The organism is Leptotrichia massiliensis (assembly GCF_900104625.1).
GTDB lineage: Bacteria > Fusobacteriota > Fusobacteriia > Fusobacteriales > Leptotrichiaceae > Leptotrichia > Leptotrichia massiliensis.
In genome coordinates this window covers 1,413,886-1,439,878 of record NZ_FNVZ01000005.1, presented here as the reverse complement: position 1 = coordinate 1,439,878, position 25,993 = coordinate 1,413,886, and the positions used below count along the sequence as shown (strand labels likewise).

The window sequence follows — 25,993 nt, the reverse complement described above, 5'->3', positions numbered from 1 at the left end:
TAAAAATTTCATAACTGTTAACAATCAAAGCAAGGAGAGGTTCAAAATGTATGATATAAAAGAAATTGCAAAATTGATAAATGGAGAAATAAAAGGAAATACTGAGTTAAGTTTTACAAGAATTGCTCCGTTTTTTCATTCAAATGAGAAAGAATTAACGTTTGCGGCAGATGAAAAGATGTTAAAAAATATGGATAAATGTAGTGCAGGAGCTGTGATTATTCCTAATTTGCCAAATTTACCTGCAAATAAGACTTTTATTGTTGTAAAAGGTAATCCTAGAGAGTTAATGCCGATATTGCTAAATTATTTTAAGCCTAAATTACAACCGTTTGAAAATCAGATAGAAAATTCTGCAAAAATTGATGAAAGTGCAAATGTATCAAAAATAAACACTTATATTGGACATAATGTAAAAATTGGAAAAAATGTTGTTATCTATCCAAATGTTTCAATTTTTGAAGGAACTGAAATAGGTGATGACTGTATAATTTATTCAAATGTAACAATACGGGAATTTACAAAAGTTGGAAGAGGTACAATCTTGCAGCCGGGAGCTGTGATAGGATCTGACGGGTTTGGATTTGTAAAAATTAACGGAAACAATGTAAAAATTGAGCAAATTGGACACGTAATATTGGGAGAAGAAGTTGAAATTGGAGCAAATTCGTGTGTTGACAGAGGAGCAATTGGAGATACAATTATAAAAAAAGGTACAAAAATTGATAATCTTGTTCATATTGCCCATAATGACATAATTGGAGAAAATTGTCTGATTGTGGCTCAGACTGGTATTTCTGGAAGTGTGGAAGTGGGAGATAATTCGACTCTTGCAGGACAGGTTGGAGTGGCAGGACACTTGAAAATTGGAAGCAATGTAGTGATTGCCGCAAAATCTGGAGTAACTAATGATGTGCCGGATGGTAAGCAAATGTCAGGTTATCCGCTTCGTGAACATATAGAAGACTTGAGAATAAAAATGGCGATGGGAAAAGTTCCTGAACTTGTAAAAAGAATAAAAAAGCTGGAAAAAGAATTGGAAAAAACGGAAGCAAAAAAATAAAAATATAAAATTTTGCACATCAAAGTTGTGAAATTTGAAAACTTCCTTGACTTATTAATTCAAATGATGTAGAATAAATAACAGATAATAAAAAATATTATAAATAGAGAGAGAAGGGAGTTATAGATGAAAAAAATACTTTTAGGTATCTTTATGCTTTTGTGCATAGTTAGCTGTGGGTCAGGACCTGACAAAACAGTGTCAAAATTTATTGAGAGTGTAAAAGCTGAAAAAATGAAAGAGGCGGCAAAATATGCGATTGATGATAGTTTTGAGGGGAACTTGGATGTTAAGTATAACAATAAAATTCAAGAATTACTTTTCAAGACATTATTAAAAAATCTTGAATATAAAATTGTCAAGACAGAAAAACAAGATAATGAAACAACAATTGTAACAGTAGAAGTAACAAATGTGGATGTTGAAAAAATATTTTTACAAGTTTTCAAAAAAATGACACAAGAAACTTTTTCAGGAAACGGTTCTCATTTAATGTCAGTTGATGACAGATTTAAAGAAGAACTTGAAGCAAAAGATAAACCAAAATCAAAAAATGTCACAAAATTTGTAGTTAAGAAAACAGCTAATGGAGAAAAAATAGTTTTAACAGCAGAAAATATTGATGTGTTACTTGGTAAATTAAACACAACATTATCAAACTTAAACACACTTGGTGGAGCTGAAGAAGAAACAGCGGTAGAATTACCAGAGACAGGACCATCAACTGGATTAACACAAAAACCCGAAGAACTTAGAAATCAAAATAAATAAATAAAATAATTTAATTATTAAATAAAACAATCATTCTTTTACTTTTATAAGTGAGTCTGGTTGTTTTTTATTTACAAAAATTTTTTTATATTAATTAAAATAGAATTAAAAAAAGTTGATTTTTAAAGATTTTTATTGTATAATTGTAGTGTAAAAATAAAAAAGGGAGGAATAAAAATGGCTACATCAAGTTTTTTAAGATTGCCAGAGTTTAAGACTGATAAGGAGATAGATGGTTTAATAAAAGCATTGGAGAATGACAGAAAACCGAATTTAACAGATATTAAAGTGACGAAAATAACCGATGAGAAAAGAATCAAGAAAATATTAGGGATGAAATAATGGAAACATTGAGGTTATCAATAAGTGATTTGTTAAAATATAATACGGAAGAATATTTACAAGATAAAGTTTTAAGCAAATTTAAAAGTAGGGGAAATACGGATATAGAAATTTTTTTACATAATAAAGCTACATTTTTTGAAAAAAATTCAATTTCAACAACACATTTAATTTTTAATAATGATAATCTATTATTGGGATGTTTTGCTGTTTCAAATAAAAGTTTGATTTTATTTAAAGAAAGAGTTGATAAATTAAGTAACAGTAGAAGAAAAAAATTAATGCAAAGTGGACAAATACTTGAAAATGGGCATATAATTGTAAATAGTTATTTAATTGGGCAATTAGGGAAAAATTATAATTTATCTAGTAAAAAACATATAAGAGGAAAAGATTTGCTTACGTCTGCATTTAATGTAGTATTAGAAGCAAAGGAATTGATAAATGCAAAATATGTTTGGCTGGAATGTAGAAATTCAGAGAAACTTATAGATTTTTATAAAAAATTTGGCTTTGAGAAGATAGATAATTTTATTTCTAAAGATGGGTTGGTTGTTATGATGATGAAATTGGATAGGCAAAATTGATTTGGATGAAAAATACTGCTGTTGATTTAAAGAGTGGTATTTTTTTTGGTTAAAATTTTTGAATTTTGATGAAAAATGAATTATCTTGTTTTTTTGTATAGAATGTGATATTCTAGTAATGTAATTTTTAAAAATGTACTTGAATTAAATTGAAATCGGATTGATGAAATTAAGCAAATTTGGATTTAAGTAGAATAATTATAATTTTAAAATAAAGAAGGATGTTAGAAAAAATATGGGAAAATCAGAAATAATTAGAGGGACAAGCAAATGTGCCAGGTTTTTTGTTTGTGATACTACAGAACTTGTAAAAGAGGCCAAGAAAGTACATGGACTTGATCCGATAGCGACAACTGTTTTTGGGAAACTATTGACAGCGACAGCTATGATGGGGAAAGATTTGAAAAATGAGAAGGATTTAGTGACAGTTAAAGTAAATGGAGATGGACCTTATGGAAATATGCTTGCAACTGGGAATATGAAAGGGGAAGTAAAAGGTTATATTGGAAATCCTGAAGAAAAGTTTCATCAGATAATTGATGAAAATGGAAATTTTATAAAAGATGAGACTGGGCAAGTGAGATTTATTGGAAATGGGACGATGCAAGTTATAAAGGACTTGGGGCTGCGTGATCCGTTTTCTGGCGTTACAAAAATAAATGAAGAGGATATTGCAGATATAATTGCTCATTATTTTCTTTTGTCAGAACAGATAAAATCAGTTATTGCACTCGGTGTAAAACTGGATGAAAATGGAGAAGTAAAAAGGGCTGGAGGTTATTTGATACAGCTGTTGCCAGGTGTGGAAGACGGATTTATTGATAAACTGGAAAATAAATTACAGCAGATTAGGACGATTACTGAACTTCTGGAAGGTGGAATGAGCCTTGAGCAGATTGTGGAACTGCTTTATGAGGATATTTCGGTATTTGAGGAAGAGACAGATGTTGATGGTGCTCATAAAAAGGTTTATGTGGAAGATTTTGAAATTTTGGAAAAATCAGAGCTGGAATATAGATGTAATTGCACTAAAGACAAGTTTTACAAGGGATTAATCACGCTTGGAAAAGAAGAAATTGATAAAATTCTGGAAGAGGAAGGTAAAATTCAGGTAGAATGCCATTTTTGCGGTAAAAAATATGATTTTGGAAAAGAAGATTTTAAAAATTTATAAAATAGATTTGCTTGGAATTATGTTTATACTGTTTTAGGTAATTGTAGAATTAATAATGCAGAAATCAAACTGAATACAGTGTTTTTAATCTAAAATATAAAAGTTTTATTGTAAAAATATTGGAAAAAAATGATAAAAATTAGATTTATAAAAACATTGTAGTTGTTAGAAATTTTAAATTTTTATAAAAAGCAAACAGTTATTTGATTATGATGCAGATTTATTATAATAAAAAAACTGGAAAGGAAGAGAAAATGTCAAAATTAAGAGTAGGAGTAATACGTGGGGGAGTTTCAACTGAAAGAGAAGTTTCTTTAAAGACAGGAAGTGAAATTGTAGCAAATTTGAATAGAGATAAATATGAGGTTTTTGATATTGTGATTGATTCAGAAATGGAAGTTTTTGAAAAAGTAAAAGATTTGAATCTGGATTTTGTTTATATTGCTTTACACGGTATATTTGGAGAAGATGGGAGAATACAGGCGATTTTGCAAAGTCTGGGAGTGGCTTACAGCGGGCCTGGAGTGATGTCAAGTGCAGTTTGTATGGATAAGGAATTTTCAAAAAGAATTGTGGCTGGATATGGAGTTAGAATTGCAAAATGGAAAAGTGTACGTGTAGGCGAAACTGTTGACTTTGAAACAATAAAAAAAGAATTGGGAAATCGTGTTGTAGTAAAGCCAAATAACGGTGGTTCAAGCATTGGAGTAAGTTTTGTGGAAAATCAGGAAGAACTTGAAAAAGGGCTGGAACTTGTTTTTGGAATGGATAAGGAGGCATTGATTGAAGAAGTTCTGCATGGTGTGGAAATAAGCGTACCTGTGATTGATGGGGAAGTTTTTCCAACACTAAGAATTGAGGCTCTTGCAGGAGATTACTTTGACTATGAATCAAAATATGCAAAAGGCGGAGCAAATGAATATGTGTTTGAATTTCCTGAAAAAGTGCAGGCTGAAATTAATAAATTTGCAAAAGACAGTTATTACGGGCTAAAATGTGAAGGATTTGCAAGAATAGACTTTATGGTGGTAAATGAAGAAACGCCATATTTTATGGAAGTAAACACATCGCCTGGAATGACATCTGCAAGTCTATTGCCAAAAAGTACAGCTTCAAAAGGTTATGATTATTCACAGACATTGGACTTATTAATAGAATCTTCAATAAAAGTGGAAAGATAAATAACTTAAAAATTTGAAAAATATAGAAAATAAAAATATAAAAAGGAAGTGGAAAGTATGGAAAGAATAGCAAGTTTTACAGTGGATCACATCAGATTAAACAGAGGAATTTATGTCTCAAGAATAGACGAAGTTAATGGAAATTATTTAACAAGTTTTGATATAAGAATGAAATTGCCAAACAGGGAGCCAGTAATAAACATTGCTGAACTTCATACAATGGAGCATTTGGGAGCAACTTTTTTGAGAAATCATCCAACTTGGAAAGATGAAATCGTATATTTTGGGCCTATGGGATGCAGAACAGGATTTTATCTTATCTTAAAAGGAAAACTGGAATCAAAGGACATTGTTGATTTAATGAAGGAACTTTACAAATTTATGGCAGAATTTAAAGGAGCAATCCCAGGAGCAACTGCAATTGAATGTGGAAACTATTTGGATCAAAACTTGGCGATGGCTAATTTTGAGTCGAAAAGATTTTTGGAAGAAACTTTGGAGAATTTGACGGAAGCGAATTTGGTTTATCCTGAATAGAAATAATATGAGATAAGTAGAGTATTTTTAAAATAAAAAGAATTAAAAGAGCAGGGAGTGACAATGGATAACAATTTTTTTAAACAAATTAAAGAAGATATCGAAAAGTATCAAGAAGATTTCAAAAATATTAGAAATATAAAAAAGGATGAATGGGCATTTAATTATTGGGTACTAGATAAACTTTTTTATGAAGAAGAAGAATTAATCGAAGAAAAAATAATAGAGTATAATGACATGGGAATAGACGCGTATGAATTTTATGAAGATACAAAAGAGTTATTTTTGATACAAAATAAATATTATACAGATAAAACTAAATTAAATATAAATTATGTAAAAAATGATTTTTTATTAAGAGGTATAACGGCTTTAGAAAATGGAACATATAATAGATCTGAAGAGTTACAAAATATATTTGATAAATATAAAAATGACCCAGAATTTACTGTCTATTTAGAGCTTTATGTAACAAACGATTTGGTATCAGTAGAAATAGAAGAATATATAAAAAAATTTAATAAAAGAAATTCTAAATACATTTCTAAAGTATATTACTTAAAAGATATAAAAGAAAAATATTATGGAGAAAGTGAACAAAATAGAAAAGAATTAAAAGTTCAAATAAAAACTGTAAATAAAGGTACAGCATTGAATATAAATCCAGAAGCCTACAATTTAAAAAATATTATAAATGCTAAGTATGTGTTAACACCAGTTTCAAATATATTTGAAATATATAAAAAATCTAAAAATGAAGGATATCCAATATTTGATAAAAATATAAGAGAATATTTAGGAAATAATAAAATTAATAAAAAAATCTATAATACACTTATGGATGAGAAAGATAGAAATAATTTTTTCTACTATAATAATGGAATAACAATAATATGCGATAAAATTGGTACTTTTAAATCTTTAAAAGATAAAAATAAATTATTACAAAGTATTGAAATTAAAAATCCACAAATAGTAAATGGATGTCAAACGGTGAACTCTATATATGAAGCTTTAAAAAATAGTAATGAAATGAATGTAGAAGAAGAATATAAAAATACATTTGTTATGGTAAAAATTTTAGAAATTGATAGAAATAATTTTGAAGAAGAAGAATTATACAATGATATAGTGAAATATAACAATTCACAAAATTCTATTAATGAAAAAAATTTTATAGCAAATAATGAAATTTTTAGAAGATTACAGGTAGAATTTGAAAAAAAAGGTTTTTTACTTTTAATTAAACAAAGTGATAAAGAATCATTTAAAAGGAAATATAAAACAATTTCTAAATTAATAGATTCAAATAATCAAAACATTAAAAAATTTAAATTAAAAGAAATTAAAAAACTGAATGATCTACATATTAATTTGGAGAAATTATTACAAGTAATAAATGCTTTTGTAGAAAGTGGTTATAATGCATATACTGAAAAGAAAAATATGTTAAAATTAGATAAAAAAGAATACAATAGAGCAGTAGATTTTATAAAACAAACAACAAATGATGATATATTGAATTTATATTTATTATATAAAAAATTAGAAGAAGTAAAAAAAGAGGATATAAATGGTAGGATTCCTATTTTATATTATGCAATAGATTCTTTTGCTAAATTTGAATGTGATAATAGACAGATTAATAAGATAAAAGAAAATCTTGATAGTAGTTCTAAGATAGAAAAGATTATAAAAATATCGAGACTTGTAAGTAGTTATTATATAGAGGAGTATAAAGAAAAATATGGTTTAGAGTATAATGCTATGATAAAAAAACAAATTGACTATAAAATTTTATCAAAAGGAAGATCACGTGCTTTAGAATTGTTAGAAATGCAACTTTAGTAGACAAAAGTGATAAAATGAAAAAAATTTTTAACAATATTTTTATTATCTTAACTTTTTTTAAATTATAAGGTGAGAACTAAGCCAAGTGTGAAGATTCAAAAAGAAGAAATCGGAAAAAAATAAACTGGAAAATCAATAAAATATTTGTCAAATGTTTCAGGGGAAGATTTTCAAAAGAAATGGATGCCAACCTTGATAGATATAGTATCAAAAACGGTTTCAGATAAAATTAAAAATATAAAAGAATTTGATGAAAAAGAAGGAACTGTAGAAGCAACAAAAATTAATGGAAAATGGAATATTATAATGAATAATTTAAAATAGAACATTTTAGAAAATTAATAAGATTGGAATTTTTTAACATAAAAATTAAAAATTTTTTGTAACAAAGGAAGGATTGAAATGGCAAAAATAATAGACACACATACACACATTTACGATGAGCAATTTGCAGAAGATTTTGATGTGGAATTGAAGTTGAATAAAATTTAATTTAAAAATTTAATATAAAAAAAGGAGTTTTATGAAAAAAATACTGATTTTATTTTTGGTTATTTTTTCGTTAAGTTTTTCATTTGAATTAAAAAAAGAAAATTTTAAAATTACGAAAAATAAGAGTTTAAAATTATCAGAAGAGGAAATGAAAAATCAAAGTGAAAAAGTTGTTGAAGTTTTTAATAAAGAAATTTCAGATAGGATAGAAAGTAAAAATAAGGGTATTGGATATTCGGAAAATGCTGATTTGGAAACAGGTGAAAAAAATTTTAAAGTGAATATGCCAAATGTTTTGATGAATAACAAAGTTTATGAAAAAACAATTTATAAAATTGAAAAAATTAATTTTATTTCAAAAAACAAAGTGGAAATAATTTATACTGAAAAATCTCCGAATATTTTTGAAATTATGTTCTCTGAAGAATTTAACAAAAAACTTGAAGATAAAGTTTCAAAAGAATTGGGATATAAATTGGATAAGGAAAAAATCAAAAAATTGTCCAATGAAGAAAAATTGAAAGCAAATGTAATAATTTTGTCTGAATCTCAAAATGAAATGATAAAAAGATTGGATAATAATGAATTTGAATATGAAACTGAAAAGAGAAAAATGATTTTGGAAAAAAATCAGAAAAAATGGGAATATAAAGATGAAGAAACATTAGAAAGCGATGGTTTTGATATTTTTGATTCTATGTTTGAAAATTTTGGAAAATAATGTGAATAAATTAGAAGAGGTATGAGTAAATGAAGAAGATATTAATATTATTTTTGCTAACAACAAGTCTTGGATTTTCTGTGAATTATAAGGTGGAAGTTAAGCCAAATGTGAAAATTCAAAAAGAAGAAATTGAGAAAAATAATGCAGGGATAGAAAAGGCTTTTGAAAAATTTGTGGAAAAACAGAAGGCTGAGGGTATTAGAGAGGCAGAATTAACTACACAAAGCAGTCAAAGACTTGGAATGGCGTTAACTGACGGGATGGCAAAACAGCTTGTTTATGATACGCAATATTCTATAAAAAAAATTGAATATATTTCAAGTGACATTGTTAATTTAGATCTTGAAATAAAGATTCCTGAATTAGATAGTAGAAACTTTAGTGAAGATGAAATGATGAGAGTAGTTTCTAAAAGGTTTAAAGAAAAAACTGGGAAACCAATAGAAATTTTAAAAACTACACCAAAGAAAAATATAAAACCTGAATGGGTTTCAACATTATTCCAACTAATGAGTGATTTTACAATAGAAAAAGTTAAGACTACAAAAATATTTACTTATCAAAATGCAACAATAAGTTTGAAAAAAGTAAATAAAGAATGGACATTTCATAGGATTGTAAAACAGTAAAATCAAAAAAATTAAATTTAGAAAGGAAATGAAGTTATTCTGAAATTTTGGAATAACTTTATCTTGTTAAAATGAGTAAAATAATTGATACGCATACACACATTTATGATAAACAGTTTGAAGAGGACTTCGATGATGTGATGAAAAGAATTGAGGATGAGCTGGAAGGGATTGTAAGCATTGGGTTTGATTTAGAAAGTTCACTTAAAAGCATTGAGCTTGCGAATAGATATTCGTTTGTGAATGCGGTGATTGGAGTTCATCCTGTGGATATAAAAAAATATAGTGATGAAGTGGAAAAAGAACTGGAAAGATTGGCATTGACTGAGAAAAAAGTTGTCGCAATTGGAGAAATTGGGCTGGATTATCACTGGATGGAAGATCCGAAGGATGTTCAGATTGCTGGATTTAGAAAGCAGATGGAACTTGCAGAAAGGGTAAAAAAACCAGTTGTTATCCATACAAGAGAGGCTTTGCAGGATACACTTGATGTTTTAAAGGATTATAAAAATGTTGGCGGAATTTTGCATTGTTATCCAGGTTCTTTAGAAGCGGCAAAGCCGTTTTTAGATAGGTATTACTTGGGAATTGGTGGTACTTTGACGTTTAAAAATAATAAAAAGACGAAGGAGCTTGTGAAGGAGTTGCCTTTGGAAAAAATTGTTCTGGAAACAGATTGTCCGTATTTGACACCTGTGCCTTTTCGAGGGAAAAGAAATGAGCCGATTTATACAAAATATGTAGCGGAAGAAGTTGCTGGAATCAAGGAAATTTCGGTAGAGCAAGTTATTAAAGTAACTACTGAAAATGCTAAGAAAATTTATGGAATATAATGGAATTTAGAAATAAAATAGGAGATAAAATGTGTATTGAAAAAGAAAATAAAGATTTTAAAAATCCAATAGAATATAAATTAGAAAAAAAAGATGGAAATGCACGTGCTGGAGTTATAAAAACACCACATGGAGAGATAAAAACACCAGTATTTATGCCAGTTGGTACACAGGCGACTGTAAAGGCGATGACTAGAGAGGAATTGGAAGAGATTAATTCTCAAATTATTTTAGGAAATACATATCATTTGTATTTACGTCCTGGAGATGAGCTGGTAAATGATTTTGGCGGTCTTCATAAATTTATGAGATGGGATAAGCCAATACTTACTGATAGTGGCGGATTTCAAGTATTTAGTCTTGGAGATTTGAGAAAGATAAAAGAGGAAGGGGTTCATTTTCGTTCGCATTTAGATGGATCAAAACATTTTTTATCGCCTGAAAAATCTATTTCGATTCAAAATAATCTAGGAAGTGATATTATGATGGTGCTGGATGAATGCCCGCCAGGACTGTCAACTCGTGAATATTTGATTCCGTCCATTGAAAGAACTACGAGATGGGCAAAGCGTTGTATTGAAGCAAATAGAAATAAGGATAAGCAAGGGCTTTTTGCAATTGTGCAAGGTGGAATTTATGAGGATTTACGGGATAAAAGTTTTGAGGAGCTGTATGAGCATGATTATGGGTTTGCTGGATATGCTTTAGGAGGACTTGCAGTAGGAGAGCCACGTGAGGATATGTATAGAATTTTAAAATATAGTACACCAAAACTGCCTGAAAATAAGCCACGTTATTTAATGGGAGTGGGAGAGCCTGTGGATATGCTTGAAGCTGTGGAACATGGAATTGATATGATGGATTGCGTTCAGCCTACAAGAATTGGTAGACACGGTACTGTATTTACGAAGTATGGACGTCTTGTTATAAAAAATGCGATTTATTCAAGAGATGACAGACCACTTGATGAAGGTTGTGACTGTTATGCCTGCAAAAATTATACGAGAGCGTATATAAGACATTTATTCAAGGCTGGAGAAATTTTGGGACAAAGGCTTGCAACATATCATAATTTGCATTTTTTGCTAAAACTTATGGATAATGCACGTGAGGCAATTATTGATGGAAGGTTTAAGGAATATAAGGAAGAAGTGCTGAAAAACTATGCCATGGGGAAAGAAAGTGAATGGATAAAGCCAAAGTCGATATAACAATTAGAAAATAAAATGCAATAAAAATGTGCTATTTATTTCATAACAAATATTTTTCATTCCAAATAAAAAATATAAGTTAAAAGTAAATAGCACAAACATAAAATACTACATTTCTTTAAATGTCAATGTTTTTCCATCATCTGTCATAAAAGTCAAACGATTATTATCTAATTTAATCTTTTTTGAATTTTGTAAAATATTCAAATATTGGTTTTCAAGTCTCATAAAGTTATCTGGACCTGCCATTTTTGTAGAGCCGATAGGTCCAACCATAATATTATCTGATGCCATTATGTAATTTGAAAAATAGTTGTTTACTCCTGAATCGCCATGTATTCTGTCTTCTGAAAAATTAAGAGTAATTCTTATTTTATTTGTTGTCAATATCTTTCTCATTTTTGTGTCAGAAATATCAATAAGTTTCCAGCTAGTATTCAATAATTTTTTTTTCAAATTTAAAAGAGAAAGTGAATCCTTGTCATTCTGATTAACTGTATTTGACTTTTTAAAAGTCCAAATATCGCCAGTCTTGTTAGTTAAAGTTAAAGTATCCTTGTTGTATTTAATCACAGGGTTGGATTGCAGAATATCAAAGAAATCCTGTTCGAGATTCATTAAATCTAGAGAACCTCCCATCAAAGTTGAAGTTACTGTGGCAGAAAGAGTAGAATTTCTGTTAATTTTATAATTTCCTGAATATTCATTGATTCCACCAAATCCATTAATCTTATTTTTTGAAAAATTAATAGTAACACTTGTATTTTCTGAAATATAAGAATTAAATCTATTTTTCTTAATTTGAGTTAACTTCCATGAAGTTTCATTTAAATTTGAAAGAGGAAGTGAATCGTTGTCTGTTTGATTAACTGTATCAGGATTTTTAAAAGTCCAAATCTCTCGCTTGTTAGTTAAAGTTAAAGTATCCTTGTTGTATTTAATCACAGGGTTGGATTGCAGAATATCAAAGAAATCCTGTTCGAGATTCATTAGATCTTGAGCACCTCCTGTTAAAGTTGAACTTACTGTGGCAGAAAGAGTAGAATTACTGTTTAATTTATAACTTCCTGAATATCCGTTAGTTCCTCCAAATCCGTTGATATTATATTTTAAGAAATTAATAGTAACATTTGCTTTTTCTGGAATACGGGAATTCCGTCCATTTTTCTTGATTTCTGTCAATTTCCATGAAGTTCCATTCAAATTAGTGCTAACAGAGTCTCTTTTTTTCACAGCCGCATTCAAAAAACCACAGCATAAAAGAAGCATTGTAAAAATTCCAACTAAAAAAAATCTTTTTTTCATTTTAAAAACCTCTTTTCATTATTTTTTCTCTTTTCCTTTGTTAATTCAATATTATCATATTATCATTAAAGAATTATGAGAATTTTAAAAATTATTTGGTTTTTATAAAATATTTTTATTCAGCTTGAAAATTTTTCAGTTACTTATATATATTTTTTCATTTTTATTATCTGATTCCAGTTTATTAGAAGTAATATAATTATGGAATAAAGAAAAAACCGCCACGAAAATAATTTGAAAGAGTAAAAAGCATAACAAATATTTCACTCACAACAACTCTAAAACTTACCCATTCTAAATCAACTAGTCTTGGAAAACATTTTGCAAAAAGCTGAAAATAGTTAAATTCGCTACGATATTCCTTGTAAAGCATATTTGTGACATCAAAAGTATTTATTATATAAACTATTGAAAATGTAACGATAAATAATGAAAAGGCATCAAAAAAAGAGAAATCATCAGCTTCAAATCTATTGAATCCATTTATTTTGTTTGAAAAAAACATATATCCAATATAAGATGCGATTGGAATGGAAATGCTAAAAATCAAGGAAATAAAATTTTTATTAAAATAAAAAGCGATGTAATATATTATAATTCCTATCAACGAAAATAGAATTGCACCTAACAATCCAAATAGGATTTGTTTAAATTTATAATTAAAATTCTGTATAAGTTTGTTCATTGAGTATAGTGTATTCCTTTCAAAAATTTTATTGTCATGGAAAAACCTTCAGGTTGTAGTCTCCTGCAGATTTTTGGAGGTATAAAATGGTAATTTGTCATCTGTTTGCTAAAGATCAGATACAATCTTGAGGAGGCGAACCTCAAAAAATATTATAACATAAAAAAATACCCCAATCAATAATAGATAAGAGTATTTTTCTCCCTGTTTAGTCTGATATGGACGAATTCAATTATTTTGCTAATTATAGCACAAATTTTTTATTTTTCAATCATATAATTTTTATTTTTTTATAAATTTATGATAAATCCAGTCAACTATAATAGCTATTGCATTATCCCCAGATACATTTGCCGCTGTTCCAAAGCTGTCCTGTGTTATGTAAAGAGCAATTAGAAGTGAAGCTAAAGGACTGTTTGCGGCAATTCCAACCATTCCTAGAAATGGAAGTGCTGACATTATTGCTCCTCCAGGTGCTCCAGGTGCGGCTACCATTGCAACTCCTAGAACTAGGATAAATGGGAAAACTTTTGTTACATCGTAAGCCATATTGTTCATCATAAGAACGGTAACAACACAGCTTGTTATTGTAATGATACTTCCTGCTAAATGGATTGTGGCACATAATGGCACTACAAATTCACGTATTTCAGGCGATGTTCCGTTTCGTTTTGCACATTCCAAATTTATTGGGATTGTTGCTGCTGAAGATTGTGTTCCAAGTGCTGTAAAATAGCCAGGAATCTGATTTTTCATACAAGTAAATGGATTTTTTCCTGAAAGTGCTCCAGCGAATACAAATAAAGCTGAAATATATAAAATGTGAAGAATTATCACACAAACAAAAACTTTTAAGAAAATAGAAAGCGTTGTAAACATTTGTCCGCTGTAAGTCATGTTCATAAATGTTCCAAAAATGTAGACTGGAAGTAGAGGAATAACCGATGTGCTCAGTAATTTTGTGATTATTTTTGAAAACTCACGAAAAAGGTTGTAGGTAGTTTGTCCTTCACCATTATTTCTAAGCCAGCTTATTGAAAGCCCCATTATAAAGGCAAAAACGATTGCTGAAGTTACATCAAACATTGGTGCGAGAGGAATTTCGAAATAAGCTGTTAAAAGATTTTTCTCAGGATGTTCTATTGCTGCAAAAGAGGTAAAATTAAGAATTTTTGGAAAAATATTAGTTGCCATAAGATAAGATAAACTTCCTGCCACAATTGTGGAAACATAAGCTATCAATGTAGTAATTCCCAGCAATTTTCCTGCTCCTTGACGTAAATCTGAAATTCCTGTCACAACAAATCCGATTATCATAAACGGAATAACAAAAGATAAATACTTGCTAAATAGCGACGAAAAAGTCACAAAAATCCTAATAACAGGACTTGGTAAAACTAACCCCAGTACTATACCAAGCGTTATTGCGATAATTAAACGTGGCACAAGCCCGATTTTTTTCATAAATTTTTCTCTCCTTATATATTTTTTGTATAACTAAAATAAATCCCGCAACCCAACCTCAATATTATCAATTAACATACGGTAGTAAAATTTACAGTAATTTGTACAAATGTAACAATACTGGGATTAATTATAATTCTTGTAATTTCCCCGCACTACTTCATCTTGTAAGATATTTTTTCCCTAATATCCAAAGGTTTATGTTCACCTTAATAATATCTACACCTAAAATTTATTTAAATTATATTTTTTTATTCTTCAATCAAATCAATAGTCCAGTTTGCCTGCTGTAATTTTGTATCAGTTTCACGAATTTCCTTAGACAATTTATCCAGCTGCTTCTGCTGTGCTGGAACATTGATTGTACTAAAAACTTTTATTTCCGTTGTCGAATAAAGATTTATCTTTTGGCTTGCAATTTCTATAAATTCACGCAGGATTCCTGCTTTTTGTGAAAGTGTGTCCTTTTTTGCAATTAATTCGACTAATGAAATTCCATCAATCTTTGAAAGAGTATTTGTTTTGTTTATTTTTATTATTAAATCATTTAATTGAGAAATTAAGCTGTCTAATTCAGTTAATAAATGTTGAGGATTTTCAGTAGGTTCTTCGTGTTCCTGAACTTTAGCATTATTGTTAAGTCTTGTTTTTAATTGTGCAATTCTTTTTTGAATATCTGCACGTAAAATAAGAGCTTCAGCAATTTTCAATCTATACACCTCCGATTTTTAATTTTTTAGTACTTAAAGTATAATAGAAAAATTAGAAAATGTAAAGGAAATTTTATATTTTTTATTGTTAAAAATTGTATGCAAGATATTTTTTTAACTTGCAAATATTTGTTGTAATGGTTACAAAATTATGATAAAATTAAAAAGGAAATTTTGAAAAACAAAATATTACTTACTAAAATGAAAAAATTAAATTAAAATATGCAAATGGAGGGAATTATGGAATTGTCAAAAGGTAAATTGCTGAATATTTATGAACGAATGCTCAGTATAAGAAATTTTGATTTGAAGGTAAATCAGCTTGTAAAAAGAGGAATGGTGCCTGGAATGACACATTTGTCAGTAGGAGAAGAAGCGGCGAATGTTGGTGCTATTGCGGCATTGAATGCTGATGATTTGATAACATCTAATCATAGAGGACATGGGCAGGTTATCGCTAAAGGGATTGACTTGAATGGGATGATGGCTGAAATTATGGGAAAGGCCACTGGAACTTGTAAAGGTAAAGGTGGTTCAATGCACATTGCCGATTTAGAAAGTGGAAACTTGGGAGCAAATGGAATTGTTGGTGGTGGACACGGAATGGCAGTTGGTGCGGCTTATACTCAAAAAGTAAAAAATACTGGAAAAATTGTAGTTTGTTTCTTTGGAGATGGAGCCACAAATGAAGGAAGTTTTCATGAGGCTATGAATTTGGCATCAGTATGGAATGTTCCTGTTATATTTTATTCAATTAATAACGGTTATGGAATCAGTACGTCAATTAATAAAGTTACAAAAGTGGAACATTTGTATAAAAGGGCTGCGGCTTATGGAATGCCAGGATATTTTATTGAAGATGGAAATGATGTTCTGTCAGTATATGAAACGTTTGAAAAGGCTGTGGAGCATGTAAGAGAAGGAAAAGGACCAGTCTTCATTGAAAGCATAACTTACAGATGGTTTGGACATTCTAGTTCAGATCCAGGAAAATATAGAACAAAAGAGGAAGTTGACGGATGGAAGTTAAAAGATCCTAACTTAAAATTTAGAAATTACTTGCTTGAAAATAATATTGCAACAGAGGAAGAATTAGTAGAACTTGAACAAAAATCGAAAAAACAGATTGAAGATGCAGTGGAATTTGCGAAAAATAGTCCAGAACCTACTTTGGAATCTGCATTTGAAGATATATTTGCAAATTAGAAAAGGAGATAAAGATGGAAACAAAGTTGATGTCTGTAAAAGAGGCAATTATTACAGCAATGTCGGAAGAGATGAGAAAAGATGAAAATGTATTTTTAATGGGAGAAGATGTAGGAATTTTTGGAGGAGATTTTGGAACATCGGTTGGAATGCTGGAAGAATTTGGACCAGAAAGAATAAAAGATATGCCAATTTCAGAATCTGCAATTTCTGGAGCTGCGATTGGTGCGGCAATGACAGGGCTTCGTCCAATAGTTGATGTAACATTCATGGATTTTATTGTTTATATGATGGATAACATTATAAATCAGGCGGCAAAAACTAGATATATGTTTGGTGGAAAAGGGCAAGTGCCTGTAACTTTCAGATGTGCGGCAGGTTCTGGAGTTGGATCGGCAGCACAGCATTCACAGTCACTTGAGTCTTGGTTTACTCACATTCCAGGAGTAAAAGTTGTTGCACCGGGGACACCTGCAGATGTAAAAGGGCTTTTAAAATCAGCAATTCGTGATAATAACCCAGTAATTTTCCTTGAATATAAAGCACAATACAATATGAAAGGTGAAGTTCCTACAGATCCTGAATTTATTATTCCGCTAGGAAAAGGAGAAATTAAAAAAGAAGGAAAAGATATTACAATTGTAACTTATGGAAGAATGCTGGAAAGAGTAATGAAGGCGGCGGAAATTGCAGAAAGTGAAGGGATTAGCGTAGAAGTGGTGGATCCTAGAACATTGATTCCGCTAGACAAGGAAATTATTTTGAATTCTGTTAAAAAAACAGGAAGAGTAATTTTAGTAAATGATGCTCACAAAACAAGTGGATTTATTGGAGAAATCTCTGCAATTATTTCAGAAAGTGACACATTTGACTATTTGGATCATCCAATTGTGAGGTTAGCTGGAGAAGATGTACCGATACCTTATAATCACGCTCTTGAAACAGCAATGGTTCCAAGCGTGGAAAAAATTGTAGAAGCAATTAGAAAAGTAAAAAATAAACAGTAAAGATAGTAAAAATAATATAAAAAAGAAAGGAAAAAGCTATGGAAAATAATGAGTTAAGAGCCACTCCTGCGGCACGTAAATTAGCACAGCAGATGGGACTTGATCTTTTTCTTGTAAAAGGCAGTGGAGCAAATGGACGTGTTCATAAGGAAGATGTGGAAACATTTAAATTTGAAAAGCACGTAAGAATATCGCCCCTTGCTAGAAAAATAGCATTAGATCATAACATTGAACTTGAAAATGTTGTTGGAACAGGGCATAATGGGAAAATAATGCGGGATGATATTTTGAAATTGATTGCTAAGCCACAGGAAACAGAAGACTTGGCAAGACATGAAAAGGCTGTTGTTGCAGAAGAAAAAGCAGTTGCACAGCAGGATATAGAAATCGTGCCAATGACGGCAATGAGAAAAGTTATTTCAAAACGTATGACAGAAAGTTACCTGACTGCACCTACATTTGCACTTAATTATGAAATTGACATGACGGAAACTATTGCACTTAGAAAAAAAATATTGGATACAATCTTGGAAAGTACAGGTAAAAAAATAACAATAACAGATATTATTTCGTTTGCAGTAATCAAGACTTTATTGAAGCACAAATTTGTAAATTCAAGTCTATCGGAAGACGGAACACAAATTATTCTGCATAATTATGTAAACTTAGCGATTGCAGTAGGATTTGATGGTGGACTTCTTGTACCTGTTGTAAAAGGTGCAGATAAAATGACACTTAGCGAATTAGTTGTTGAATCTAAGAAGATAGTGAAAAAAGCATTAGATATGAAGTTGACGCCTGATGAACAAAGTGGAAGTACATTTACAATCAGTAATCTTGGAATGTTTGGAGTGCAAAGCTTTAATCCAATAATAAATCAGCCAAATTCAGCAATCTTGGGAGTTTCTTCTACAGTTGAAAAGCCTGTTGTTGTAAATGGCGAAATTACAGTTCGTCCAATGATGACTTTAACACTTACAATTGATCACAGAGTGGTAGATGGACTTGCGGGAGCTAAATTTATGCAAGACTTGAAAAATGCTTTGGAAAATCCAATCGCTTTGTTAATTTAGTTTAACATAAAAAAATTAAAGTGGAACTTATGGAATTAGAAAATAAAAAACGTAAAATTATTTTAGTATAAGGAGTGAAATTAAATGGCTACTGAAGTGATAATGCCTAAAGCCGGAATTGATATGACGGAAGGGCAGATTATAAAATGGAATAAAAAAGAAGGGGAAAAAGTAGAAGCAGGGGAAATTTTACTTGAAATAATGACAGATAAGACAAGTATGGAACTGGAAGCAGAAGAATCAGGATACTTGATAAAAATAGTAAAAGGAGATGGAGAAACAGTACCTGTTACTGAAATTATCGGATATATCGGTGCAGAAGGAGAAGTGGCTCCAGAAGCAGGTTCAGCAAATTCAGCACCAGAAAATACAGCTTCTCAACCAGCACCAGAAAAAGCGGCTGCGGCTAGTGAACCTAAAAAAGAAAAAGCAGAAGATGAATTTGATATTGTTGTAATTGGTGGAGGACCTGCTGGATATGTAGCGGCAATCCGTGCAGCTCAACTTGGTGCAAAAGTGGCAGTTGTGGAAAAAAGTGAATTTGGTGGAACTTGCCTGAACAAAGGATGTATTCCTACAAAAACATTCCTTAAAAATGCTGAAATTATCGAAGGTATCGAAATGGCAAGTAAAAGAGGAATTATTTTGGAAAGTGAAAAATACACAATTGACATGCCAAAAGTTGTGCAGTTGAAAAATGAAATTGTTAAAACATTAACAAATGGTGTAAGAGGACTTCTAAAGAGTAATGAAATTAAAATGTATAATGGAATCGGGAAAATCAACAAGGATAAAGATGTCGTTGTAAATGGTGAAACTGTTTTACGAACTGATAAAATTATTTTGGCTGGTGGATCAAAAGTTAGTAAAATAAATATTCCTGGAATTGAAAGCAATAAAGTGCTTACAAGTGATGATATTTTAGATTTACAGCAAATACCTAAATCACTTACTGTAATTGGTGGAGGAGTTGTTGGAATCGAACTTGGACAAGTATTCTTATCATTTGGAAGTGAAGTTACAGTTGTAGAAATGATGGATAGAATTGTGCCAGGAGTAGACAGGGAATCATCAGCTGTGCTTAGAAAAGAACTTGAGAAAAAAGGAATGAAAATATTGACTTCTACACAAATTAAGGAAATTGTAGATGATGGACATAACTTAACAATTAAAGTTGATGGACACGATGACATCGTTGCTGAAAAAGCGCTATTGTCAATAGGAAGAGTACCTGACTTGGAAGCTGTTGGAGAGCTTGAACTGGAAATGGAAAAAGGTCGAATCAAAGTTGATAAATATATGGAAACAAGTATATTAGGAATTTATGCACCTGGAGATATAAATGGAATTAAGATGCTTGCTCATGCAGCATTTAGAATGGGAGAAGTTGCAGCTGAAAATGCGGTTCAAGGAAACCATAGAGAAATCAGACTTGAAACAACTCCATCGGCAATCTACACAGTGCCGGAAGTGGCAATGGTTGGATTAACAGAAGATGAGGCAAGAGAAAAATATGATATTAAAGTTGGTAAATTCCAATTTGCAGCAAATGGAAGGGCATTGGCATCTGGAGAAACAGCAGGATTTGCAAAAGTTATTACAGATAAGAAATATGGAGAAATTTTAGGAGTGCATATTGTAGGACCTTCAGCGGCAGAAATGATTAACGAGGCATCAGGACTTATGGCAATGGAAATTACAGTTGACGAAGTAATCAAGACAATTTACGCACACCCAACTTATTCAGAAGCTGTATTTGAAGCATGTGCAGACGCACTTGATGAAGCAATTCATTTACCTAAAAAGAGAAAATAAAAAGGTAAAAAATAAATTTTGAAAGGAATTTGCAAAATATGAAATATTATATTAATAATTCCAATGATCCAGCATTTAACATTGCTTTGGAAGAGTACTGCTTTAAGCAGTTACGTGATATTGATGAAATATTTTTGCTTTGGATAAATGAACCGACAATTGTTGTTGGCAAATATCAGAACACAATTGAAGAGATAAATACAGAATATACTCGTGAAAAAGGAATCCATGTTGTCCGTAGAATTTCTGGCGGAGGTGCAGTTTACCACGATTTAAACAATCTAAACTATACGATAATTTCCAATAAGCAAGAAGACAAGGAAGGCTTTAACTTTAAGGAATTTTCAAAGCCAATTATAGAAACTTTGGCAGAATTGGGCGTAAAAGCCGAATTTACAGGTAGAAATGACTTAGAAATAGATGGACAGAAATTTTGTGGAAATGCTCAAGCATATATAAAAGGGCGTGTAATGCACCATGGTTGTCTATTATTTGATGTAAATTTTGGAGAACTGGGAAATGCACTGAAAGTTTCAAAGGATAAAATTGAGTCAAAAGGCGTAAAATCAGTAAGAAGCCGTGTTACAAACATACTTCCTCATTTGAAACAGCCAATCACAGTAAACGAATTTGGTGAAAAAATAATGGAATATATGAAAAAACAGTATCCAGATATGAAAGAGTATGTTTTTAGCCAAGAAGAGCTGGATTACATTTCCAAGAGAGCTGAAATTAAGAGAAGCTGGGAATGGAATTACGGAGAGTCGCCAGAATTTAATATAACTAGAGGAAAGAGATTTGAAAATGGTAAAATCCAAATTTTTGCCACAGTAGAAAACTCTAGAATTAAAAATATCAAATTCTATGGAGATTTCTTTGGTAAAAATGAAGATTTGAGTGAAATTGAGAATTTATTGAAAGATACTAAATATACAAGGGAAGCTGTGAAAGAAAAATTGGAAACAGTTGATATTGGTGAATATTTTTCTAGGTTTACGGTGGATGAAGTTGTGGAAGTTATTGTGGAATAAACAGAAATTTTAATTGATAAATTTAGTATAAAATGATATACTAAATTAAAATAAAGTATTATAATAATTTGATAACCTTACATAAAATAAATGTAAGGTTTTTAAAATATATGTATAAAAAAATTAATTATGATATTTTTAGCGAATAGTTTTGCATTATAAACAATAAAGACTAAAAATATTACAACTGACATATTGCTAAAATTTTTTAAGTTTTGCGACAGAATGTGTGAAAGGAAGTATCAATGAAAACAATATCACTTTTTTGTGGTGCTGGGGGATTAGATTTAGGTTTTAAAAATGTTGGTTTTGATATAGTTTGGGCTAATGATTCTGATAAGTTTGCAGTCGAATCTTATAAAAAAAATGTAGGAGAACATGTTGTTCTCGGAGATATAACTGAAATCGATTTAAATTCCATACCATTAACAGAGGTTATAATCGGTGGATTTCCGTGTCAACCTTTTAGTATAATGGGTTCAGAATTAGGTTTTGGAGACACAAGAGGAACACTTTTTTTTAGAATATTAGAAATTATTAGAAATCAAAAACAAAGAGGTAATCTTCCTAAAGTTATTGTACTTGAAAATGTAAAAAGGTTACTTACTCATGATAAGGGAAATACTTTTAAAATTATAAAAAAATCACTTGAAGGCTTGGGATATAATATTTTTTATAAAGTCTTAAATACTGCTGACTATGGTATTCCACAAATAAGAAACAGAGTTTTTATAGTATGTTTCTTAGATAAAGAGATAAATTTTGAATTTCCAAAAGAAGTAAAATTAGATAAAACAATGCAAGATTTATTAGAAAAAAATGTAGATGAAAAGTATTTTTTATCAGAAAAAATAATTCCCACTATTCTTTCTTCGGGAACAAAAAATTATAAAGCAAAAACTGAAATTGATTTAAAAATTGCTAGACCTTTATGTTCAACAATGCATAAGATGCATCGTGCTTCACAAGATAACTATATCACAGATAACGGTAGGATTAGAAGATTAACTCCAAGAGAAGCAGCAAGGCTTCAAGGATTTCCTGAAAACTTTGAAATTATTGTTTCTGATACTCAAGCATATAGACAATTTGGAAATGCAGTTACAGTTACAGTTGCTGAAAAAGTTGCTCTTTCTATTAAGGAGGCGATAGATGTTTAAAATAAATTATAAGAGTGATTATATCGAATTAAAAGAAATTTTAAAAATTATAAATCAAGAATATAAAATGAAATATTCTGAGAAGAAAGAAAAAGAAAATATCTCTTTGCTTTGTCAAGAGTCGGAAGATGTTTATTTAAACAATCGTTCAAAAGAATACATTAATTTTTTAGAAGAAGATAATCAATTTAAAAAATTATTTGGAACTCTTGATTTAGAAAACAAAGATCATTATAATTTAGTAAAAAAATATTTTAATAGTTTTTGTAATTTAGAAAGAAAAAAAGAGAGAAAAAAAAATAATTTTATTGATTTATTCTGTGGAGCAGGTGGACTTTCACTTGGGTTTGTTCAAGAAGGATATAATGTTAATTTTGCTTGTGATTTTGAAAAAGCTTGTATTGAAACTTATTTATTTAATCATCCAAACACAAATAGTGAATATATCAAACTTGTTGATATTAAAGAAATTGAACACAATATTTTAAATTTTTTAAGTAATAAAGAAGTAAGTGTTGTTATAGGGGGTCCTCCTTGTCAAGGTTTTAGCATAGCAAATCAGCAAAGAGTCATTGATGATCCTAGAAATGAATTATATAAATCTTATGTAAATGTTGTTAGACAAGTGAAACCTAAATTTTTTGTTATGGAAAATGTAAAAGGTATGTTAAAAGTAGCGAATCAAGTTGTTGAAGATTTTGAGAATATCGGATATAAAGTTGTTTATAAAATATTAAATGCTAAAGATTTTGGAATTCCGCAAAATAGAGAACGACTAATATTTATTGGCAATAGAATCAATATTGAAAATAATAAGATTTTTGAAAAAATAGAGAAGAGTAGAATTTATAAAACTATAACATTACGAGAGGCTATATCTGATTTAAAAATTTTGGAAGCTTCGCGATTAAAAAATAAAACAAATATTATTTCTGAAAAAACTGGTGGAATTGTAATAAAAAATAAAAATTTCAATAACAATGATTACCTTAGTTCTATTAATTTAAATGAATTAAAGTCTATTGTAACATTTAATCATCAAGCTAGATACAATAACGATAGAGATATAGAGATTTTTTCAAGATTAAATCAAGGAGATAAATCAGATGATTCTAAAATAGCAGATATAATGCCTTATCAAAATAGAAGTCATATTTTTAAAGATAAATATTATAAACTTATTTACGATAATATTTGCAAAACAATAACAGCTCATATGAAATTTGATTGTAATATGTATATCCATCCAACACAAGCTAGAGGTCTTACTCCAAGGGAAGCTGCAAGAGTACAGTCGTATCCTGATGACTATGTTTTTAAAGGAACGTTTACAAAAACTTATATGCAAATAGGCAATTCAGTGCCTCCTTTATTAGGAAGAAAAATAGCTAGGGTTTTAAAAAAATATTTAAAGGAGGAGATTTAGATGAGTTTTAGTGATGTATTTAAAAGTATAAAGGATTTTCTTTTGAATCAAAATGGTATTGAAATTAAAGAAACTGATTATGACTCTCTTTTAGTAAAACAATTAAGTGGTAGCAATATACTAGGAGAGAAAGGAAAACAAACTCATATTGCAATAACAGGAGAATCAATGGAAATGTTTCCTTATATATATTCAAAAGAATTTATAGAACTTAATAATAAAGAAATGAAGAATTTTTTTGTTTTGAAAGCTCCTATGAAAATTTATCAGAAAAATTATAATTACTTTTCTGATATCAATAATATTGATTTTAATAATAAAGATTTTCTAGAAATAAATGTTTGTATTTATCCAAGAAACAAAGGTGATCAAGTTCAACTTTCAATGCTGTCACATGATTCAAAAGAATTTATAGAATATAGAAAATCAATAAAAACCAATGATTTTTTAGTAGTTTTAAAATATTCTAATAAACTTCAATATGATGTATTTGTAATTAAAAATAATGATGGCATGTCTTTTATTGATAAACATAATCTTTTTAAAATAAAAGACAATAAAAAAAAGACTGATATGACATTTATTTCAAAAGAAAATTTTTGTTTTAATGATTTAGAAAATATAAATTTGACAAAGAATATTAACAAACCCCACCAAAGAATATTCTTTGGTGCTCCTGGAACTGGAAAAAGTTATTTATTGAATGAAGATGCAAAAAAATATTTTGGAAATAATTATGAAAGAGTTACATTCCATCCAAACTATATGTATGGAAATTTTATAGGAACATTCAAGCCATTTCCTGTTAAATTGGAAAATGGAAAAGAAACTATAATGTATAAATATATACCTGGTGTACTATTACGTTTATTAATTAAAGCAATCAAAAATCCTGTTACAAACTATTTATTAATAATTGAAGAAATAAACAGGGCAAATACAGCAGCAGTTTTTGGTGACTTTTTTCAGTTATTAGATAGAAATGGTAATGGTGAAAGTGAGTATGGAATAGCTGTTTCTGAAGATTTAAAACTATATTTAGAAGAAGAGTTTGATAAAAATAACTTAACAGAAAATGAAAAAAGGTATTTAGGAGAAAAACTGGATAAAATCACATTACCTCCAAACTTTTATATATGGGCAACAATGAACAGTGCTGATCAAGGAGTTATGCCGTTAGACACAGCTTTTAAACGAAGATGGGAATTTGAATATACTGGAATTGATGATGCTTATAATAAAAGTAAAGATGAAAGTGGTAAATCTGAATTTGATGATTACAAATTTAGAGCTAATGGAAAAGAATTATCCAACTGGAATGATTTTAGAATAAAAATAAATGAAATTTTATCCAAATGTCATGTTTCAGAGGATAAATTAATAGGACCCTACTTTATTTCAAAATCAATATTGGCTAGTAAAGATATTGATAAAATAACTAATGCTATAAAAAATAAAGTTCTGATGTATCTTTATGAAGATGCTGGAAGACAGCATAGAAAGAGAATTTTTAAAGAAGGAAAATGGGAAACTTATTCTAAGTTATGCGAAGCTTTTGATGAAAATTGTGAAGAAATATTCAATGATAAAGTTGAATTGCCTGATAAAACACCAATAGAAGTAGGAGAAGAAATAATTAGAGGAACAAAAGAAGAAGAAAAAATTCAAGAAAATGAAACTGAAATAACTGAAAACACTGAATCTATTGATGAATAG

Annotated in this window: 25 protein-coding genes; 21 read left to right on the top strand and 4 right to left on the bottom strand. The window is 29.5% G+C overall.

All coding sequences use genetic code 11. The annotated features are described in order from the left end of the window. The first annotated feature begins 46 nt into the window (after nt 1–46). From lpxD to tgt, 13 genes are all read left to right on the top strand, one after another. Nucleotides 47–1,063 (top strand): UDP-3-O-(3-hydroxymyristoyl)glucosamine N-acyltransferase, encoded by a 1,017-nt coding sequence (gene lpxD / locus BQ5344_RS10865; protein WP_071125319.1) that lies wholly within the window; start codon nt 47–49, stop codon nt 1,061–1,063. 126 nt (nt 1,064–1,189) lie between these two features. Beyond that, nucleotides 1,190–1,834 (top strand): DUF4878 domain-containing protein, encoded by a 645-nt coding sequence (locus BQ5344_RS10860; RefSeq protein ID WP_071125318.1) that lies wholly within the window; start codon nt 1,190–1,192, stop codon nt 1,832–1,834. A 177-nt stretch (nt 1,835–2,011) separates the two neighbouring features. After that, nucleotides 2,012–2,176, top strand: a complete 165-nt coding sequence (locus BQ5344_RS12315) for a hypothetical protein (RefSeq protein WP_162840186.1) — start codon at nt 2,012–2,014, stop codon at nt 2,174–2,176. Then, nucleotides 2,176–2,763 (top strand): N-acetyltransferase, encoded by a 588-nt coding sequence (locus BQ5344_RS10855; RefSeq protein ID WP_071125317.1) that lies wholly within the window; start codon nt 2,176–2,178, stop codon nt 2,761–2,763. Before BQ5344_RS12315 ends, BQ5344_RS10855 begins: the two co-directional genes overlap by 1 nt. Before the next feature lie 235 nt (nt 2,764–2,998). Further along, nucleotides 2,999–3,937: an Hsp33 family molecular chaperone HslO gene (locus BQ5344_RS10850; protein ID WP_071125316.1), complete on the top strand. Its 939-nt coding sequence runs from the start codon at nt 2,999–3,001 to the stop codon at nt 3,935–3,937. Nucleotides 3,938–4,191: 254 nt separating this feature from the next. Next, nucleotides 4,192–5,118 (top strand): D-alanine--D-alanine ligase, encoded by a 927-nt coding sequence (locus tag BQ5344_RS10845; RefSeq protein ID WP_071125315.1) that lies wholly within the window; start codon nt 4,192–4,194, stop codon nt 5,116–5,118. Between the two features lie 57 nt (nt 5,119–5,175). Then, on the top strand, nt 5,176–5,655 hold the full coding sequence (locus BQ5344_RS10840; RefSeq protein ID WP_071125314.1) for an S-ribosylhomocysteine lyase: 480 nt from the start codon (nt 5,176–5,178) through the stop codon (nt 5,653–5,655). A 63-nt stretch (nt 5,656–5,718) separates the two neighbouring features. Continuing rightward, nucleotides 5,719–7,503 (top strand): AIPR family protein, encoded by a 1,785-nt coding sequence (locus tag BQ5344_RS10835; RefSeq protein ID WP_071125313.1) that lies wholly within the window; start codon nt 5,719–5,721, stop codon nt 7,501–7,503. 147 nt (nt 7,504–7,650) lie between these two features. Next, nucleotides 7,651–7,830 (top strand): hypothetical protein, encoded by a 180-nt coding sequence (locus BQ5344_RS10830; protein WP_071125312.1) that lies wholly within the window; start codon nt 7,651–7,653, stop codon nt 7,828–7,830. A 199-nt stretch (nt 7,831–8,029) separates the two neighbouring features. After that, nucleotides 8,030–8,719: a hypothetical protein gene (locus BQ5344_RS10825; RefSeq protein ID WP_071125311.1), complete on the top strand. Its 690-nt coding sequence runs from the start codon at nt 8,030–8,032 to the stop codon at nt 8,717–8,719. Nucleotides 8,720–8,748: 29 nt separating this feature from the next. Beyond that, on the top strand, nt 8,749–9,351 hold the full coding sequence (locus tag BQ5344_RS10820) for a hypothetical protein (RefSeq protein WP_071125310.1): 603 nt from the start codon (nt 8,749–8,751) through the stop codon (nt 9,349–9,351). Nucleotides 9,352–9,422: 71 nt separating this feature from the next. Then, nucleotides 9,423–10,184: a TatD family hydrolase gene (locus BQ5344_RS10815; RefSeq protein WP_071125309.1), complete on the top strand. Its 762-nt coding sequence runs from the start codon at nt 9,423–9,425 to the stop codon at nt 10,182–10,184. A gap of 29 nt (nt 10,185–10,213) precedes the next feature. Then, nucleotides 10,214–11,395: a tRNA guanosine(34) transglycosylase Tgt gene (gene tgt / locus BQ5344_RS10810; protein WP_071125550.1), complete on the top strand. Its 1,182-nt coding sequence runs from the start codon at nt 10,214–10,216 to the stop codon at nt 11,393–11,395. Between the two features lie 108 nt (nt 11,396–11,503). Here tgt and BQ5344_RS10805 read toward each other — a convergent pair whose 3' ends face one another. The 4 genes from BQ5344_RS10805 to BQ5344_RS10790 all read right to left on the bottom strand — a co-directional run bounded on the left by BQ5344_RS10805 (nt 11,504) and on the right by BQ5344_RS10790 (nt 15,559). Further along, on the bottom strand, nt 11,504–12,700 hold the full coding sequence (locus BQ5344_RS10805; protein WP_071125308.1) for an META domain-containing protein: 1,197 nt from the start codon (nt 12,698–12,700) through the stop codon (nt 11,504–11,506). 199 nt (nt 12,701–12,899) lie between these two features. Continuing rightward, nucleotides 12,900–13,385 (bottom strand): hypothetical protein, encoded by a 486-nt coding sequence (locus BQ5344_RS10800; RefSeq protein WP_071125307.1) that lies wholly within the window; start codon nt 13,383–13,385, stop codon nt 12,900–12,902. A gap of 282 nt (nt 13,386–13,667) precedes the next feature. Continuing rightward, nucleotides 13,668–14,849 (bottom strand): dicarboxylate/amino acid:cation symporter, encoded by a 1,182-nt coding sequence (locus tag BQ5344_RS10795; protein ID WP_071125306.1) that lies wholly within the window; start codon nt 14,847–14,849, stop codon nt 13,668–13,670. A gap of 251 nt (nt 14,850–15,100) precedes the next feature. Continuing rightward, nucleotides 15,101–15,559 carry a DIP1984 family protein gene (locus BQ5344_RS10790; protein WP_071125305.1) on the bottom strand — a complete coding sequence of 153 codons (459 nt, stop codon included), beginning with the start codon at nt 15,557–15,559 and terminating at the stop codon, nt 15,101–15,103. A gap of 240 nt (nt 15,560–15,799) precedes the next feature. On the opposite strand from BQ5344_RS10790, the gene BQ5344_RS10785 reads away from it, so the two are divergent. From BQ5344_RS10785 to BQ5344_RS10750, 8 genes are all read left to right on the top strand, one after another. Continuing rightward, entirely contained in the window at nt 15,800–16,765 is a 966-nt protein-coding gene (locus BQ5344_RS10785; RefSeq protein WP_036071746.1) for a thiamine pyrophosphate-dependent dehydrogenase E1 component subunit alpha, read from the top strand. Between the two features lie 14 nt (nt 16,766–16,779). Then, nucleotides 16,780–17,772, top strand: coding sequence for an alpha-ketoacid dehydrogenase subunit beta (locus tag BQ5344_RS10780; protein WP_021743109.1), 993 nt, complete (start codon nt 16,780–16,782; stop codon nt 17,770–17,772). A 38-nt stretch (nt 17,773–17,810) separates the two neighbouring features. Then, nucleotides 17,811–18,845 carry a dihydrolipoamide acetyltransferase gene (locus BQ5344_RS10775; RefSeq protein ID WP_071125304.1) on the top strand — a complete coding sequence of 345 codons (1,035 nt, stop codon included), beginning with the start codon at nt 17,811–17,813 and terminating at the stop codon, nt 18,843–18,845. A gap of 84 nt (nt 18,846–18,929) precedes the next feature. Beyond that, the gene (lpdA, locus tag BQ5344_RS10770; RefSeq protein ID WP_071125303.1) at nt 18,930–20,660 is read left to right on the top strand and encodes a dihydrolipoyl dehydrogenase; all 1,731 of its coding nucleotides are present in this window, start codon (nt 18,930–18,932) and stop codon (nt 20,658–20,660) included. 38 nt (nt 20,661–20,698) lie between these two features. Further along, nucleotides 20,699–21,691, top strand: coding sequence for a lipoate--protein ligase (locus BQ5344_RS10765; RefSeq protein WP_071125302.1), 993 nt, complete (start codon nt 20,699–20,701; stop codon nt 21,689–21,691). Between the two features lie 245 nt (nt 21,692–21,936). After that, entirely contained in the window at nt 21,937–22,851 is a 915-nt protein-coding gene (locus tag BQ5344_RS10760; protein ID WP_071125301.1) for a DNA cytosine methyltransferase, read from the top strand. Next, complete coding sequence (locus tag BQ5344_RS10755) at nt 22,844–24,277, top strand: DNA cytosine methyltransferase (RefSeq protein WP_071125300.1); 1,434 nt, start codon at nt 22,844–22,846, stop codon at nt 24,275–24,277. The genes BQ5344_RS10760 and BQ5344_RS10755 overlap by 8 nt, the downstream gene beginning before the upstream one ends. After that, nucleotides 24,278–25,993 (top strand): AAA family ATPase, encoded by a 1,716-nt coding sequence (locus BQ5344_RS10750; protein ID WP_071125299.1) that lies wholly within the window; start codon nt 24,278–24,280, stop codon nt 25,991–25,993. It begins immediately after the preceding gene.

Bases quoted from the DNA above. Each gene is read 5' to 3' on its own strand.
- BQ5344_RS10820 (WP_071125310.1), top strand. From the start codon at position 8,749: ATGAAGAAGATATTAATATTATTTTTGCTAACAACAAGTCTTGGATTT.
- BQ5344_RS10845 (WP_071125315.1), top strand. From the start codon at position 4,192: ATGTCAAAATTAAGAGTAGGAGTAATACGTGGGGGAGTTTCAACTGAA.
- BQ5344_RS12315 (WP_162840186.1), top strand. From the start codon at position 2,012: ATGGCTACATCAAGTTTTTTAAGATTGCCAGAGTTTAAGACTGATAAG.
- BQ5344_RS10800 (WP_071125307.1), bottom strand. From the start codon at position 13,385: ATGAACAAACTTATACAGAATTTTAATTATAAATTTAAACAAATCCTA.
- BQ5344_RS10785 (WP_036071746.1), top strand. From the start codon at position 15,800: ATGGAATTGTCAAAAGGTAAATTGCTGAATATTTATGAACGAATGCTC.
- BQ5344_RS10825 (WP_071125311.1), top strand. From the start codon at position 8,030: ATGAAAAAAATACTGATTTTATTTTTGGTTATTTTTTCGTTAAGTTTT.
- BQ5344_RS10795 (WP_071125306.1), bottom strand. From the start codon at position 14,849: ATGAAAAAAATCGGGCTTGTGCCACGTTTAATTATCGCAATAACGCTT.
- BQ5344_RS10755 (WP_071125300.1), top strand. From the start codon at position 22,844: ATGTTTAAAATAAATTATAAGAGTGATTATATCGAATTAAAAGAAATT.
- lpdA (WP_071125303.1), top strand. From the start codon at position 18,930: ATGGCTACTGAAGTGATAATGCCTAAAGCCGGAATTGATATGACGGAA.
- BQ5344_RS10760 (WP_071125301.1), top strand. From the start codon at position 21,937: ATGAAAACAATATCACTTTTTTGTGGTGCTGGGGGATTAGATTTAGGT.
- BQ5344_RS10835 (WP_071125313.1), top strand. From the start codon at position 5,719: ATGGATAACAATTTTTTTAAACAAATTAAAGAAGATATCGAAAAGTAT.
- BQ5344_RS10780 (WP_021743109.1), top strand. From the start codon at position 16,780: ATGGAAACAAAGTTGATGTCTGTAAAAGAGGCAATTATTACAGCAATG.
- BQ5344_RS10805 (WP_071125308.1), bottom strand. From the start codon at position 12,700: ATGAAAAAAAGATTTTTTTTAGTTGGAATTTTTACAATGCTTCTTTTA.
- BQ5344_RS10860 (WP_071125318.1), top strand. From the start codon at position 1,190: ATGAAAAAAATACTTTTAGGTATCTTTATGCTTTTGTGCATAGTTAGC.
- lpxD (WP_071125319.1), top strand. From the start codon at position 47: ATGTATGATATAAAAGAAATTGCAAAATTGATAAATGGAGAAATAAAA.
- tgt (WP_071125550.1), top strand. From the start codon at position 10,214: ATGTGTATTGAAAAAGAAAATAAAGATTTTAAAAATCCAATAGAATAT.
- BQ5344_RS10775 (WP_071125304.1), top strand. From the start codon at position 17,811: ATGGAAAATAATGAGTTAAGAGCCACTCCTGCGGCACGTAAATTAGCA.
- BQ5344_RS10850 (WP_071125316.1), top strand. From the start codon at position 2,999: ATGGGAAAATCAGAAATAATTAGAGGGACAAGCAAATGTGCCAGGTTT.
- BQ5344_RS10815 (WP_071125309.1), top strand. From the start codon at position 9,423: ATGAGTAAAATAATTGATACGCATACACACATTTATGATAAACAGTTT.
- BQ5344_RS10855 (WP_071125317.1), top strand. From the start codon at position 2,176: ATGGAAACATTGAGGTTATCAATAAGTGATTTGTTAAAATATAATACG.
- BQ5344_RS10840 (WP_071125314.1), top strand. From the start codon at position 5,176: ATGGAAAGAATAGCAAGTTTTACAGTGGATCACATCAGATTAAACAGA.
- BQ5344_RS10750 (WP_071125299.1), top strand. From the start codon at position 24,278: ATGAGTTTTAGTGATGTATTTAAAAGTATAAAGGATTTTCTTTTGAAT.
- BQ5344_RS10765 (WP_071125302.1), top strand. From the start codon at position 20,699: ATGAAATATTATATTAATAATTCCAATGATCCAGCATTTAACATTGCT.